General features: G+C 68.5%; 14 protein-coding genes. 4 read left to right on the top strand and 10 right to left on the bottom strand.

Annotated elements, in window-relative coordinates; genetic code table 11:
* Position 1: 1 nt before the first annotated feature.
* From AC1C2S_RS04185 to AC1C2S_RS04195, 3 genes are all read right to left on the bottom strand, one after another.
* On the bottom strand, positions 2-877 hold the full coding sequence (locus AC1C2S_RS04185; protein WP_495351283.1) for a branched-chain amino acid ABC transporter permease: 876 nt from the start codon (positions 875-877) through the stop codon (positions 2-4).
* Positions 878-998: 121 nt separating this feature from the next.
* On the bottom strand, positions 999-2,171 hold the full coding sequence (locus AC1C2S_RS04190; RefSeq protein WP_495351284.1) for an ABC transporter substrate-binding protein: 1,173 nt from the start codon (positions 2,169-2,171) through the stop codon (positions 999-1,001).
* 168 nt (positions 2,172-2,339) lie between these two features.
* Positions 2,340-6,053 carry a phosphodiester glycosidase family protein gene (locus AC1C2S_RS04195; protein ID WP_495351285.1) on the bottom strand — a complete coding sequence of 1,238 codons (3,714 nt, stop codon included), beginning with the start codon at positions 6,051-6,053 and terminating at the stop codon, positions 2,340-2,342.
* 391 nt (positions 6,054-6,444) lie between these two features.
* Between AC1C2S_RS04195 and AC1C2S_RS04200 the strand changes: the two genes are divergently transcribed.
* Together AC1C2S_RS04200 and AC1C2S_RS04205 are read left to right on the top strand one after the other, a co-directional pair.
* Positions 6,445-7,020, top strand: a complete 576-nt coding sequence (locus AC1C2S_RS04200) for a GNAT family N-acetyltransferase (RefSeq protein WP_495351286.1) — start codon at positions 6,445-6,447, stop codon at positions 7,018-7,020.
* A gap of 154 nt (positions 7,021-7,174) precedes the next feature.
* A complete protein-coding gene (locus tag AC1C2S_RS04205; RefSeq protein WP_495351287.1) occupies positions 7,175-8,536 on the top strand; it encodes an FAD-binding oxidoreductase in 1,362 nt (453 codons plus the stop codon).
* 68 nt (positions 8,537-8,604) lie between these two features.
* On the opposite strand, the gene AC1C2S_RS04210 is transcribed toward AC1C2S_RS04205, so the two are convergent.
* Genes AC1C2S_RS04210 through AC1C2S_RS04235 form a run of 6 tightly spaced genes read right to left on the bottom strand, consistent with a single transcriptional unit; the run spans position 8,605 to position 11,929 of the window.
* Entirely contained in the window at positions 8,605-9,927 is a 1,323-nt protein-coding gene (locus AC1C2S_RS04210) for a replication-associated recombination protein A (RefSeq protein ID WP_495351288.1), read from the bottom strand.
* Positions 9,924-10,283, bottom strand: a complete 360-nt coding sequence (locus AC1C2S_RS04215; protein ID WP_495351289.1) for an MmcQ/YjbR family DNA-binding protein — start codon at positions 10,281-10,283, stop codon at positions 9,924-9,926. The genes AC1C2S_RS04210 and AC1C2S_RS04215 overlap by 4 nt, the downstream gene beginning before the upstream one ends.
* Positions 10,280-10,441: an MmcQ/YjbR family DNA-binding protein gene (locus tag AC1C2S_RS04220; RefSeq protein ID WP_495351290.1), complete on the bottom strand. Its 162-nt coding sequence runs from the start codon at positions 10,439-10,441 to the stop codon at positions 10,280-10,282. The genes AC1C2S_RS04215 and AC1C2S_RS04220 overlap by 4 nt, the downstream gene beginning before the upstream one ends.
* Before the next feature lie 34 nt (positions 10,442-10,475).
* Positions 10,476-10,805 (bottom strand): nuclear transport factor 2 family protein, encoded by a 330-nt coding sequence (locus AC1C2S_RS04225; protein ID WP_495351291.1) that lies wholly within the window; start codon positions 10,803-10,805, stop codon positions 10,476-10,478.
* A 58-nt stretch (positions 10,806-10,863) separates the two neighbouring features.
* A complete protein-coding gene (locus tag AC1C2S_RS04230; protein ID WP_495351292.1) occupies positions 10,864-11,475 on the bottom strand; it encodes a TetR/AcrR family transcriptional regulator in 612 nt (203 codons plus the stop codon).
* A gap of 49 nt (positions 11,476-11,524) precedes the next feature.
* A complete protein-coding gene (locus AC1C2S_RS04235) occupies positions 11,525-11,929 on the bottom strand; it encodes an NIPSNAP family protein (protein WP_495351293.1) in 405 nt (134 codons plus the stop codon).
* A gap of 109 nt (positions 11,930-12,038) precedes the next feature.
* On the opposite strand from AC1C2S_RS04235, the gene AC1C2S_RS04240 reads away from it, so the two are divergent.
* On the top strand, positions 12,039-13,241 hold the full coding sequence (locus tag AC1C2S_RS04240; RefSeq protein WP_495351294.1) for a DNA glycosylase AlkZ-like family protein: 1,203 nt from the start codon (positions 12,039-12,041) through the stop codon (positions 13,239-13,241).
* Here the strand turns inward: AC1C2S_RS04240 and AC1C2S_RS04245 are convergent.
* Complete coding sequence (locus AC1C2S_RS04245; protein WP_495351295.1) at positions 13,222-14,055, bottom strand: alpha/beta fold hydrolase; 834 nt, start codon at positions 14,053-14,055, stop codon at positions 13,222-13,224. The genes AC1C2S_RS04240 and AC1C2S_RS04245 overlap by 20 nt on opposite strands.
* 138 nt (positions 14,056-14,193) lie before the next feature.
* Here AC1C2S_RS04245 and AC1C2S_RS04250 point away from each other — a divergent pair, with 138 nt between their 5' ends.
* On the top strand, positions 14,194-14,694 hold the full coding sequence (locus AC1C2S_RS04250; protein ID WP_495351296.1) for a CGNR zinc finger domain-containing protein: 501 nt from the start codon (positions 14,194-14,196) through the stop codon (positions 14,692-14,694).
* Positions 14,695-14,707 lie beyond the last annotated feature (13 nt).

Here is a 14,707-nt window from a genome sequence, read left to right on the forward strand (position 1 = left end):
TCTAGACCTCACGCACCTTGCGTGCTCCGAAGATGCCTTGCGGCCTGATGATGAGAATCAGGAAGAGCAACCCGAATGCGACCATGTCGCGCCACGAGCTGCCGACGGTGTTGACCGCGTACACCTCAGCGAGCCCGAGGATGAGTCCGCCGACGAGGGCGCCGGGCAGTGACCCCAGACCGCCCACGATGATCACGGCGAGTGCCTTGAGTTCGACCGCATGCCCGATGCCGAGGTTGGCGGCATTCACGTTGAGGGCGAAGAGCACGCCTGCCACCGCCCCGAGGGCTGAGGAGATGGCGAAGGTGATGCTGCTGATCCGGCCCACGTTCAGCCCCAGGACGGCGGCCGCATGGGGGTTCTCGGCGATCGTGCGCATCCCTCGTCCGAGTTTGGACTTCGCGACGACCCACGTCAGCACGACCATGAGCGACACGCTGACGACGAGGATCACGAGTTGCAGGAGTGAGAACGATGCGCCCAGGAAGTCGAGCCTGGTCGTGGGGAAGGCGTCCGCCGGGAACCGCACCGTGTCGGCCCCGTAGAGCGCCAGCAGCACGGAGAGGATGATCGCACCGAACGCGATCGAGGAGATCAGACCGGCGAAATGCGCGTCGTGCCGACCCGCGAGCGGTCGGAACGCGATGCGCTCGATGAGCACCCCGAGCACGGCTCCGAGCACGAAGACGATCGGGATCGCGACCCAGATCGAGACACCGAAGCGGGTGACGACCTCGATGCCCACGAGGGCGCCGGCAGAGAACACCGCGGCATGCGCGAGGTTCAACCGGTCCAGAATGCCGAAGACGAGCGTGAACCCGATGGCGAACAAGGCATAGATCGAGCCGAGGAAGATCCCATCGACGAAGAGCTGCATTTGTGTCCCTAGATCGAGCCGTGCGTCAGATCGAGCCGTGCGTCATCCGAGCCGTGCGTCATCCGAGGCATCCGGACGACGCACGGCTCACGCTAACGGTTGCGTGCCGCAGTGACGAGCATTACTCGAGGATGACGAACTCGCCGCCCTCGACGATCTGCACGAGTGCCTCGTGCACGGCATCCCGGTTCTCGTCGATCGACACGTTGCCGAGCACCGTGGGAACGTCGGTGATCTCGGCGAGCCCCGCCGTGATGTCTTCGCGCTCGCCGGAGCAGTTCGCACGAACCGCCTCGTCGATGATCTGCATGCCCGCATACGCCTGTGCCGAGAACTGGTCGGGCGCAGCGTCGAATCGCTCGGTGTACGCGTCGATGAACGCGACGTTCTGCTCGTTGTCGGAGGCCGAGTTCCACGCAGCACCGACCACGACGCCCTCAGCGGCTTCGCCGGCGCCTGAGATGAGCGCGGGCGAGTTGAACCCGTTGCCGCCGATGATCGGCACGTCGAGTCCGATCTCGCGAGCCTGGGTCACGAGAGGCACCGCCGCATCGATGAGCGCCGACACCACGATCGCATCCGGATCGGATTGCTTCGCCTTGTCGAGCAGTGCACGGAAGTCGGTGTCGGCCTTGAGGAACGTCAAAGTCTCGGCGATCTCGACCCCCTCCTCCTCGAGAGCTGCGGCGAACGCCTGGTAGCCCGACTCGGTGAAGGCGTCGTCGTTGCTGTACATCACGACGACCTTCTCGAGTCCGAACTTCTCGACCGCGGCCTGCACGGTCTGCGGGATCACGGCATCCTCCGTGAGCGAGTCGCGGAAGATGTGGTCGCCGATCTCGGTGATGCCGGCGGCGGTGTTCGAAACGCCGAGCACGGGCACACCCGCGTCCTGCGCGACCGGATCCGTCTGCATCGCCGTGTTCGAGAGCGTCGGGCCGATGATGACGCTCGCGCCGTCGGCGATGAAACCGTCGAACACCTGGATCGCCTGCTTGGGGTCGGTCTCGTCGTCTTCGACCGTGAGCGCGTAGGTGACCCCGCCGACTTCGTTGAGGTCGTCGACGGCCATCTCGAGGGCGTTCTTCTGGCTCGCGCCGTATTGCGCGGCGGCACCCGTCAGACTGAACGCGGCGGCGACGGGGATCTCGGCGTCGATCGTGCACTCGGCGCCGGTTCCGGTGCCGACGAGGCCGCCGGCATCCGATCCGCTCTCGGGCGCAGACGAACATGCCGCGAGCGCGAGCAGCAGGAGAGAGCCGCCTGCAGCGGCGGACAGTAGTTTCGTTCTCATCGTTGAGGGCCTCCCTGGCCTGATTCGAAAACGTGACGTACGTTGCGTCGCGCGCGAACAGTGCACACCGAAAGCGTGGGAAGCGCACGCGCGACGCCGATTCGTGCGCCATGCTATTGCCCGCTCGGGGCGTCGGCCTCAGGGTATCCCCCGAACGAGGGTCAATCGTTACATCGGAGGCATGCTGCCGTCTCGCGGGAATGCCTCCACCGGGGTCGGAGCGGCGAGCGCACGCTTGCGCTTGAGTCGGAGCCGCACCACCATCGCAACTCCGCCCGCTGCGAGCAGCGCGAGAGCGAGTCCGCCGAGCCATGCGCCCGTGAAGCCCGTCGAGGCGAGGCCGTCGGGAGCACCGTCGGCCCCACCGGGCTGGGCACCCGAGTCGCTGCCCGACCCTGCGCCGGAGCCGGTCCCGGGGTCGGTTCCCGGGTCGGTTCCCGGGCCGGGATCAGTCCCCGGGTCGACCACTGCGACGTGCACCTCGACGCGCGAGGTGACGCCGTTGACGCTGACCTCGACGGCGCCGTCGCCCGCGGCGAGCGCCGTGAGCTCACCGGTCGCCGGGTTGAGTCGCAACACCCCCGTGGCCGCGACCGCCCGCTCGAGACCGGCGCCCTGGCCGCCGTCGACCGTGACCCCGTCGCCGCCCCACCGAGCGCTCATCGGCCATGCGACCGGCACGGTGCGCCCACCGTCCTGCTCGATCGTGGCGGACACCGTCACCGTCTCACCCTCGGTGAGCACGGTCGGCGCGTCGAGAGCGAGGGCGTCGACACGGGCCTTCACCTCCGCACGCATCCATCGCGTGCGATCGACGACGGTCTCGGGGTCGTGCCCCACGACGCCCGCCGACGGGTTGACGCCGAGCATCGTCCAGCCGGTGAATCCGCCCGTCTCGGGGGTGCCCGACGGGCCCTTGCCCGAGTTGCCGTTGATGAGCTGCGAGACGCCGTCCGCCGAGGTCGCGTGGAACGCCCCGACATGCGCGTTGACCACGGCGATCGACTTGCCCGAATCCGCACGGAACTCGCCGAGCGCGGCGGTGAACGCCGACGCCTCGTACCGGTCGCTGAGCTGGCTCGCCTTCGCGGGTTGCGGGTCGTCGGCGGGGTGGTGCGCGAAGACGAGCACGCCCGTGATCGACGAATCCTCCGAGGCATCCGCCAGTTCGCGATCGAGGAGGCCGAGCTGCTCGCGATCCGACGCACGGAACGAGCCGGCCGACGTGTTGAGCGTCACGAGCCTCGTCTTTCCGAGCGTGATCGCAGTGCTGGTCTCACCGAAGACGGCCTCGAAGTTCGAGATCGGGCCGCCCATCACCTCGTGGTTGCCGGGCACGTACACGTACGGCAACCGGTCGCCCACCTCCTCTTCGAGGATCTGCTTTGCGAAGGCGATGTCGGCCACGCTCGCCTCGTCGACGAAGTCGCCGTTGATGACGAGGTAGTCGGGTTCGGCGGCGAGGATCTCGCGCAGCGTGCGGCGCGCGCCCTCGACGGCACCGCTCTCGGGGGTGCGAGCCACGAACTGCGCGTCGCTCATGACCGCGATGCGCTGCGGCCGCTCGTCGACGGTCCCGTTCGTCACGATCACCGGGTCGTGCACCACCGGCGCGACGGGCTGGTCGACGTCGGGGGCGACGATCGCCTCGAGGCCGGCGATCTCGACATGACCTCGGTACTGCACTGCCGAGCGGGTCTCGAGCATTCGGATGCGCTGCAGGTGCAGCGGGTAGGGCGTGCCAGCGGGCACGTTGAATCGCACCTGCCGCCAGCCGGTCCAGTCGACCACGGGCCCATCGAGGTTGATCGTGGTGCCGGCGCCGTTCTTCATCTGGATTCGCGGCCAGATCCCGCTGCCGTCGCCGTTGATCCAGAGGGTGAGGGCCTGCGGCTGCCCGGCGACCTCACGGCCGAGGCTGCCCGGCGTCGACATCTCCGGCGCGATGGCGTAGTACCCGCGGGTGCCGGTGCTCTGCGTGAAGTCGTAGTCGAGCGCGAGCGCCGGCTCGCCCGCGGGTCCCACACTGAGCGTGGTCGTGCCGCTCGCCCGGTCGGAGGCCTTGCCCCAGGTCGCCCCGTCGGCGAAGTCGGCGATCGACTCGCTGCGGTATCCGATCGTCACAGCGACGTCGACGCTGCGACCGTCGGCGGTGAACGTCACCGTCGCCGAGCCGCTCTCGGTGTTCGGAGTGATGAGGAACGCGTCGCGACCGTCGGCGGTCACGGTGACGTCGGCGCCGCTCTCCACCGCGACATCCGCCGTCTCGAGTGGAGCGGTGAAACCGTCGGCGTCCAGGCCGGTCAGCCTCACGCTGGCCGTCTGGCCGGGGTCGGGCAGCGCCACGACCGTGCTGCTCGGGCGGATGCGCTGCAGCTCGCCGAGCACTCGAAGTTCCGTCGTCGCGGTCTTGCCATCGGCCGTGAAGGCCACGCTGCTGCGACCGCTCGACACCCCGACGACTCGGGCGGTGGCGCCGTCGACCGGTTCGACCGCTACTCCGGCATCGGCACTGTACTCGCCGCTGACAGGCACGCCCCCGAGGTTCTCGTCGAGTCCCGTCGCGGCGATCGTGCGACCGAGTCGGGGGAACACCGCATCGGCGTCGGCCAGTTGCGCGGCGGGCGCCACCGCGACATCCGTCAGCGTGCCTGCCGGTGCGCTCGAGAAGAACGCGAGGCTGTTGGCGACGACGCGCTCGCTGCCGTCTGACGGACGGTTGATCACCTGCGTCTCGGTCGTGCCGGCGCGACGGGCGAGCATCGTGGTGGATCCGCCGCCGTCGAGGTTCACGGCGTTGTGCACGCCGAGGTCGAGCATGAGGTCGCCGAGTTCCTGGATCGTCATGCCACGGCCGTCGCCGGCGCGACCGTCGATGGAGACGACGGTGATCTCGGTGCCGTCGGGATTGACGCCCACGGCGGTGCGCGCGGCCTCGACCTGGTCGGCGGCGGTCTGCACGCCGTCGACGATCATGCGCTGCGAACCGCTCACCGCGAGATCGACGTCGTGGTCGGTACCGACGGTGACGTCGACCTGCTGGCCGACCACGAGCGCGGCGAGCGTCGCGGCGCCGGCCTCGCGGCCGATGAGCACGCCAGAGCCGTCGGCGATGTTCGCAGGCGCGCTGAGCACTGTGGGGTCGGTGGTCACCGATTGCACGACGCCGTCGGTGACGACGACCATGGCGACGGATGCCGCGAGCTCACCCGGTCCGCCGAGCGGGCGACTGAGCGGGTGCGCACCCCAAGCGGCGGTGTACCAGCCGATGGCGCCGGTGCCGAGGCCCGGGGTGTTCACGCCGCCGAGCGGCGTCTCGACGCCGCCGACCTCGAGAGCGCCCTGCACCATGAGCTGCTGCACGGCGGCGATGCCGTCGGTGATCGTGAATGCCTGGCGGGCACCGCCGCTCGCGGTGCGCAGGCCGGTGTTCGGCGAGACGTTCACGCCGACGGGCGCGACCGAGGCGTTCATGTCGAAGTAGTCGCCGTTGACGGCGGCGATGGCGTCGGTGCCGTCGAGCTGCTGCGACACCGTGCCGCCACCGGTGACTGCGCCGACGTCGAGCACGTCGAGCGACAGGGTGGGCGTCGTGAGGTCGGCGCGCATGACGTGGCCGGTCACCCATCCGGCGGGCTGCAGCCGACGGAAGTCCGTCAGCTCGAGCCCGGGGGCGAGTGCCTCCGTCTCGGCGGTGAGCAGGCTGGAGCCGCCGCCCGACAGGTCGAGACCACCGGTGTCGGGCGCGGCCTCGGCGGGCGAGGGGGCTGCGATACCCGCGATGGTCAGGCCGGCGGCGGCGAGTGCTGTGGCAAGGATCAGCGCGACATACCGTTCGGTGCGCGACCGGGTCTGCTTGGTGCTGGTGCTGAGCGGGGGCATGGGCGCATACCTTCTTGCGAGTCGGATCGAGGTTCGTGCCACGGACGCGGCCTCGGGCAAACTACGGAGGCCGGCGGTCGCCGACACGGCCCTCGTGCGACCGGGAGGTGACCGGCACATGAACGAGGAGCGGCGGCGCATGTCGCGGGGATGACGCCAGAGCTACGACACCGGATGCACCGGGGCATCCGCTCGCCCGTCGACCGCCGCCGGTTGCCCGACCGCGAGCCGGTGGCAGGGTGAAGCGATGTCGTACTCACCCCTGCCGTGACGCTGCAGACTGAGCGCCTCACGCTGCAGTTGTGGGAGGAGTCGGATGCCGCTCGGTACCGCGAGCTCGAGAGCCCGAGAGCGCCGACGAACTGTCGGCGGGCGATGGGAGGCTGACGACATGACGATCGAGGTGCGCGCGGCCACGGAGTTCGACGATGTGCAGACGATGGTCGGGCCGAAGAATCCCACGTCGAACGTGTGCTTCTGCCTGAGCTATCGATTGCTCTCGTCGAAAGAGAACCAGGCGTTGCGCGGGCCCGAGCGGGCCGAGCGCGTGCGAGGGCTGTGCGAGCTCGACCCGCCGCCCGGTGTGCTCGCCTACGACGGCGACGAGGTGGTGGGCTGGGCTGCGGTGCATCCGCGCGCCGACACGAGCTTCGCGAAGAACCGGCTGATCCCGCATGTCGACGACCTCGATGCGTGGTCGGTGTGGTGCTTCCGGGTGCGGCCCGGGCACCGGAAGAGCGGCATCTCGCACCATCTGCTCGCCGGTGCGGTCGACTTCGCCCGCGAGCACGGCGCGCCGGCGATCGAGGGCTATCCGGTCGACAACCGGGGCGAGAAGGTCGACTTGACCATGGCCTACGTCGGCACCCGCGCGCTCTTCGAGCAGGCGGGGTTCACGAAGGCGGCCGACACCGGCTCGGTGCTGAGCGGGTTTCCGCGGGTGCTCATGCGCCTCGAGCTGCCCTGACCGCGTCCGCCACGGTCGCTCGCCCGAACGTGGTTCAACGCTACGGACGGTGCCGGACGCATGCCTGGTCCGATCGGGGCCGCAGAAATCGGTCCAGTTCGGGCTGCGGATGTCGGAGGCCATCGCTACCGTGGCACACGACGAAAGGACCTCGATGACCTCCTCATCCGGCTCAGACCTGCTCGACCTTCGCTCAGCGCTCAGCGGGTCGCTCATCCTCCCCGGCGACACCGCCTACGAGACGGCACGCATGGCGTGGAACCTCAGTGTCGACCAGCGTCCGGCGGCGATCGTCGAGCCGGCGGATGTCGCTGACATCAGTGCGATCGTCCGCACGGCGTCAGCGGCCGGGCTCGGCGTCACGACCCAGCCCAACGGCCACGGAGCCTACGACGACCTGGCGGGAGTCATCGTGATCCGTCCCTCACGGTTCGACGAGATCGTGGTCGACGAGCAGGCACGCGTGCTGCGGGTGGGCGCCGGCGTCAATTGGGGCCGGGCGCTCGAGCGCCTCGACGGCACCGGGCTCATCGCGCTCGCGGGGTCGAACCCCGAGGTCAACGTCGTCGCGCTCGCGATCGCGGGCGGACACTCCATGTTCAGCCGTCGTTACGGCATCACAGCGCGCTCGATCATCGCGGTCGAGCTCGTCGACGCAGCCGGCGAGGTTCGCCGGGTGAGCGATGTCGACGATGCCGAGCTCATCTGGGCGCTGCGCGGCGGCGGCGGGCTGTTCGGCGTCATCACCGCGATCGAGCTCGCCCTCTATCCCGGCGACGCCATCTTCGGGGGCGGCCTCACCTTCCCGGCCGAGTCCGCTGAAGCGGTCGTCGCCGCCGCCTTCGCACTCGCAGGCGACGAGCCCGAACTCGGGCTCGACATCGGCATGATGCGCTTCCCCGATGCGCCGATGCTGCCTCCGCACCTGCGTGGCCGCACGGTCGCCACAGTCGGTCTCGTGCACGTCGGCGACGAACAGACGGGGCGCGCGTACGCCGACCGGCTCCTCGCCGTCGCCGAGCCGATCGCGAACACGCTCGTGCCGTTCACGATCGGATCGCTCGCCGCCGTGGCCGCCGAGCCCGTCGACCCGATGCCGTCGGCCGATTTCGGGGGTGCGCTCGGCGGGCTCGACGATGCGTTCGCCCACGAGTTCGTCGAGGCGTTCCTTCGTGGCGCAGACCACGGACTCATGCGCTGCAGCATCCGTGCAATGGGCGGGGCGATCGCCGACGAGCTCGGCGCGGAGTTCTCTGCGGTCGGCGCGATCCACGCCGAGGGCCTGCTCAGCTCCGGAGTACTCCTGTTCGACCCGTCGACCGATGTCGCGGCAGCGTTCGCGCCGCTTCGCGATCTCGTGGCGAAGTATCCGGGTGGCGGCACCGTGCCGACCTTCCTCGGGGCAGGCGCGCCGCTCGCCGATGCCTACGACCGCGAGGTGCTCGACCGGCTCGCGGCGGTGAAGCAACGCGTCGATCCCGAAGGCGTCATCCGCAGCAACCGATCGCTCGGCTGATTCGAACGACCGCCTGACGTTGCGTCAAGGTTCAGAAGCTGCTCGGGGTCGTCTTCGATGCCGGCGGGTTAGTCCACGTCGGATTCGGGAGTGTCGTTGCGGGTTTCGCCGTCCCGGAGCTGCGCCCAGTGGCGCAACCGTTCGGTGATAGCCCGCTCGTATCCACCGGTGGTGGGTTCGTAGAAGGTCTGCCGGGGCATGCCGTCGGGGAAGTAGTTCGCGCCGGAGAACCCGGTCTCGGTGTCGGGGTCGTACTGGTAGCCGTCGCCGTAGCCCAGGTCTTTCATGAGCCGTGTCGGAGCGTTGAGGATGTGCGCAGGCGGCATCAGCGATCCGGTGCGTTTCGCAGCGGCGCGCGCCTTGTTGAACCCGCGGTAGACGCCGATGGACTTCGGCGCAGTCGCCAGGTAGAGAACCGCCTGCGCGATCGCGAGTTCTCCCTCAGGGGAGCCGAGACGCTCGTAGACATCCCACGCGGCGAGTGCCTGTTGGACGGCGTTCGGGTCGGCCATGCCGATGTCTTCGGTCGCGAACCGGGTGATGCGGCGGGCGATGAACAGGGGGTCTTCACCACCGTCGAGCATCCGGGCCAACCAGTACAGGGCTGCGTCAGGGTCGGAGCCACGCATCGACTTGTGGAGGGCGGAGATGAGGTTGTAGTGGCCTTCCTGCGCTTTGTCGTAGAGCGGTGCCCGTTTCTGCACGGCGGCGGCGAGGGCGGCCGGGTCGACGGGTCCGGGCAGGGTGTGGACCTGTTCAATCATGTTCAGCAGGTAACGGCCGTCACCGTCCGCCATCGCAATCAGCGCCTGGCGAGCATCATCGGTCAGCGGTAGCGGGTGACCGATGAGCGCTTCGGCCCGGGTGATGAGGGTGCTGAGCGCGACGTCGTCGAGGCGCTTCAGAACGAAGACCTGTGTGCGGGATAACAGCGCGCCGTTGAGTTCGAAGCTGGGGTTCTCTGTTGTCGCGCCGACGAGGATGACGGTGCCGTCTTCGACGTAGGGCAGGAACGAGTCCTGCTGGGCGCGGTTGAAGCGGTGGATCTCGTCGACGAAGAGCAGCGTGCCTTGACCGACTTCGCGCCGACGCTGCGCGACCTGGAACACCCTACGAAGGTCGGCGACGCCGGAGAACGTGGCGGAAAGCGGTTCGAACGCCAGGTCGGTCTGCTCGGCGAGGAGCCGCGCGATCGTGGTCTTCCCGCACCCGGGCGGCCCCCACAGCACCATCGATACGAGTCTCTGGGCGTCGACCATGCGCCCGATCGGCGCGTCTGCCCCGAGAACATGGCCCTGCCCGACGACATCCTGGAGGGTGCGGGGTCGGAGCCGATCGGCCAGCGGCCGGGAGGCATCGTCGACGTCGAACAGCGACGGCGTCTCGCTCATGATTGCCCCCTCGGCCCGCGGCCGTCTGCGAGGTCGTAGGACGCGTGCACCAGGTGCTCGATGAGCTGTTTCGTGATGCCGGTACCGGGCCCGATGGAGATCCAGTGCCTCTTGTCGAAATAGCGGCCGCTCGTGATGGATTCGATATCACGGCGGAGCGCGTCTCCCTGGGGAGGATCAACCTTCACAGTGATGATCTGCAGGTCGGGATCATCGTCGGTGACGATGAGGAAAACCTTGTCATGCACCTTCCACACGTCAAGGTGCGGGGTGAACGGCCGCCCACGGGTGACGTCATCGAGCGATCCGGCGACCTCACGGGCGTGCTGCTGCAGCTGCTTGCCCGACAGTGTCATAGACCCCTCCTCTTGCCGAAGAAATCGGGATCGACTGGGCGTTTCGCGCGGGGCAGCTTCTCGACCACGACCAGGTAGGACTCGGTGACGAGGTCATCGACGAGAGGTTTTTGCAGGTCCCCGCCGGGGTTCGACGTAATCCAGTGCTGCTTGTTCATGTGGTACCCCGGTGTGATGCGTGAACGCGCCGGTTCAGGCAATGACGAATCGCGAGATCAGCCCGCCGGCGAGCTGGAAGGTGAACTCGGCGGGCCCGTTGTATCCGTTGCCCGAGACGGTCACTGTCAACACGTACTCATCGGGAGCGTCTCCCGGCAGCACGCCGTCGACCTCGAAATGCTCCTGTCGGCCGATGTTGTCGGTCTCGTTCCAGCTCGCGACGCCGTCGTGGCCGTGGAACTCCCGCGACATGTCCTTCAGATAGGCATCGGCCGCGAAGGCGGCCACGAAGCCCGCCGAATCGCCGCGGTTCGTCGTGTCGACGAACGCCTGGATCGCCGCCGGCAGTTGCTGCTCCGTCATAATGGCCCTTTTCTGATTCGACGTTCGAACAGTACCGCGCGTGCCGCGCGAGCGCTGCTCACGCGTGGTGCGGCTCCGTCGCGATCGTCGTCGCAATCGAGCGCAGGTATCCCGTGAGCTCGGCTCGGGAGGGTCGAGGAAAACCCGGACCTGATGCCGCGAGGTTGTGGACTGCCCCGGTGATCGCGAACCCGAACGCCGCGGTGTCGACATCATCGCGCACGCGCCCGGCTCGCTGCTCACCGATGAGGTAGTCGGCGACGGCGACACCCAGCGAGTCGAAGAACATCGAAGCCTCGGCAGATTCGGAGAGCCGAGCCGTCAGCCGCGCTCCGTCGAGTGACTCCGCGTGGACGAGAGCCGGGGTTTCGGCGTCGAGCAGGATGCTCGCGTAGTGGTCGAGGTTCTCGCTCAGGGAGCGAGCGCCGGCCTCGGAGACCCAGGCGGCCATACGGCGGCCCAGGTCGCCGAGTTCCGACACGGCGACTTCGATCACGAGCTCCTCGCGATCGGCGAAGACTTTGTAGGGCAGGCCGACGGCGCAGCCCGCCTCGCTTGCGAGCCCGCGCATCGTCAATGCCGATGCACCTTCGCGTCGCACGAGGGCCCGCGCTTGATCGATGAGGTCCGCCCGGAGACGTTCGGTCGCCTCAGGCGTGCGGCGGGGCACAGAGTGAATCGACGATCGTCACGGGCGGATTCATGGCGTGTTCAGGGTATCAGCGGGCGGAGGCGCCGAGGCTGGCGAAGCCCTCTCGACACTCGACGACCGTCACGCTCGCGCCCGCTGAGCGGTTCGCGTCGAGGGCAGCGGTGAGTCGAGGGCCGGGAGCACCGACCACGGTGATCGTCTCGACGGCTGCCAGCTGGAAGGTTCGTTCGATGAACGGAGCGATAGTGGCGAGATGCTCCTCCATCGCATTCGTGTCTGCGTGCAGCGCGGAGACGGCGAAGCTCGCGTCGCTCAGGCCGACCGACAGCGCGAGGGCGCCTGGCCCTTCAGCGCGAACGGATTCCACGAACTCGGTGACGAGGTCGGCCAGCTCGTCGTGCGCTCCGGGATTGACCCGGTAGACGGCTGAGAAAGCGAGTGGGACGTCTGTGGCTGGTTTCTGTGAACTCATGTTCACGATGTTACTGTGAACGATCGTTCACGACAACCCCCCGTTGAGACATCCGCTGCCACGGCCCGGGTGACGCGACCCGCAGATGCCCGACGAGTACCGTGACCGTATGGAGCCTCACCGCCTCGACCGCACCCAGGCGCGGCGCATCGCCATCCGCGCGCAGCTGCTCGACGCCTCGCGCCCGACGGAGCTGATCGACGTCGTGCGGCGACTCACGCTGCTGCAGATCGATCCGACCGCCGCGATCGCCCCGAACGCCGATCTGGTGGCCTGGAGCCGCCTCGGCTCGGCGTACCGGCCGGCCGATCTCGTGCACGCGCTCGAAGTCGAGCGCAGTCTGTTCGAGGTCGACGCGCTCATCCGCCCGATCGAGGATCTCGCGTTCTATCGGGCTGACATGGCGACGTGGCCGACCTGGCCGCGCTCTCGCGAATGGCTCGAACAGAACGCGACCTTCCGCCGCGACATCCTGGCGAGGCTCGGCGATTCGCCTGCGCCGCTGCTCTCCCGCGACATCCCCGATACGAGCGTCGTGCCGTGGAAGTCCACCGGCTGGACGCACAACCGCAATGTCGGGCAGATGCTCGAGCTCCTCATGATGCGCGGCGAGATCGCGATCGCCGCACGGCGCGGACGCGAGCGGCTGTGGGACCTCGCCGAACGCGTCTACCCGCTGCACCCGCCCGCGCTCCCGGCCGAGGAGGCGCTCCGGGTGCGCAACGAACGTCGCCTCGCCGCGCTCGGCATCGCGCGCGAGAAGAGCACGACCATGCCACTCGAACCCGTCGACGTCGGACAGGCGGGTGAACCCGCCGTCGTCGACGGTGTGCCCGGAATCTGGCGCGTCGACCCCACCGCGCTCGGCCGGCCGTTCACGGGCCGCACCGCGCTGCTCTCCCCGTTCGACCGTCTGACCTACGACCGCGTGCGAGCGCAGCAACTGTTCGACTTCGAGTACGTGCTCGAGATGTACAAGCCGGCCGCGAAGCGTCGCTGGGGCTACTTCGCGCTGCCGATCCTGCACGGCGACCGACTCGTCGGCAAGCTCGACGCCAAGGTCGACCGCAAGGCCGGCATGCTCACCGTGAACGCGATTCACGAGGATGTGCCGTTCACCCGCGACATCCGCCGCGCCGTCGATGATGAGGTGCGCGACCTCGCCGAATGGCTCGGAGTCGAACTGCGCAGTGAGCATCGCGGCGCAGCGATGCCCCGGAGCCGGGGCTCCGGGGCATCACGGTCTGCAAGGGGTGCAGACCGACCTCTGCGGGCTCTACTTGCGCAGGGCTCTACTTGCGCAGGAAGGTGAGCAGCGCTTCGTTGACCTCTGCGGAGTGGGTCCAGAGCAGGCCGTGCGGCGCGCCCTCGATCTCGACGTAGTCGGCGCTCGGCAGTCGCTTCGTGAACTCGCGCGCGGTGGCGTCGATCGGAAGGATGCGGTCGGCGGTGCCGTGCAGGATGAGTGCGGGCACGTCGATCTTCTCGATGTCGGTGCGGAAGTCGGTGAGCCAGCTCTGCACGACACCCGCTGCGGTGAACCATGACGACGCGGCCGCGATCGCCCAGCTGCCGCGTACGGCGGCTTCACTGATGCGGCTGCCGAGGTTCTCGTCGAGGTTGTAGAAGTTCTGGAAGAAGTCGTCGAACCAGGCGTAGCGGTCGGCCGTTGCGGCTTGCTCGATGCCGGTGAACACCTCGGCCGGCACGCCGGTGGGGTTGCCGTCGGCCTGCAGCAGGTAGGGCTCGAGCGAGGCGAGGAACGCGGCCTTGGCGATGCGCTCGCTGCCGTAGGTGCCGAGGTAACGACCGACCTCACCGGTGCCCATCGAGAAGCCCACGAGCACGACCTCGCGCAGGTCGAGGGTCTCGAGCACGGTGTTGAGGTCGGCGGCGAAGGTGTCGTAGTCGTAGCCGACGGTCGGCTGGCTCGACTGCCCGAACCCGCGGCGGTCGTAGGTGATGACGCGGTAGCCGGCCTCGAGCAGTGCGGCCGACTGCAGCTCCCACGAGTGACCGTCGAGCGGGTAGCCGTGGATGAGCACGACCGGCTGACCGGCGCCGTGGTCTTCGTAGTAGAGGTCGATGTTCGTGGAGTTCTCGGTTCCGACGGTGATGTACGACATGGTTCCCCTTCGATCTGACCGGAGTATCTAACCGGCCTTGGTTGTTGTACTGGTTACAACCACATGGAACCACCGTTGTTCCAACCTGTCAAGTGAACTTGTGGGGTTAGAATCGGACGAAAGATGAAGGACGCCGCCATGCCCACCCGCCAGCAACCGTTGCTGCTCGACCTCGTGAACTCGAGGCTCGTCTACGACGACCACGTCGCCGATGAGATCGGCGACGATCGGGCCGCAGCGGCCTGGCTGCGTGAGCGCGGAGCCACCGGCAGCCCCGGCGAGATCGCCGACGCCCGCGCCGTGCGCACGGCTCTCGTCGAACTGCTTCGCGACGAGGCATCCGTCGCCGTGCTCTCACCGTGGGTCGAAGCCATGCGTCGCCGCGCCGAGCTCACCGACCACGGTGTGCACTGGTGCGATGACGTGCCCGCCGATCGTGCGATCGGCGCCCGCGCGATCGAGGAGTGGGCGGCACTTCAGGGGCCGACCGGGTCGCGCATCCGCCCGTGCGCGGCATCCGACTGCCAGCACTTCCTCATCGACCAGAGCCGGTCGAACGCCCGCAGGTGGCACTCGATGGAGATCTGCGGCAATCGCGAGAAGGCTCGCCGGCACTACGCCCGCGCAAAGCAGGGCTGAGCAGGGCTGAGTT

The organism is Agromyces sp. Y782, from assembly GCF_059445405.1.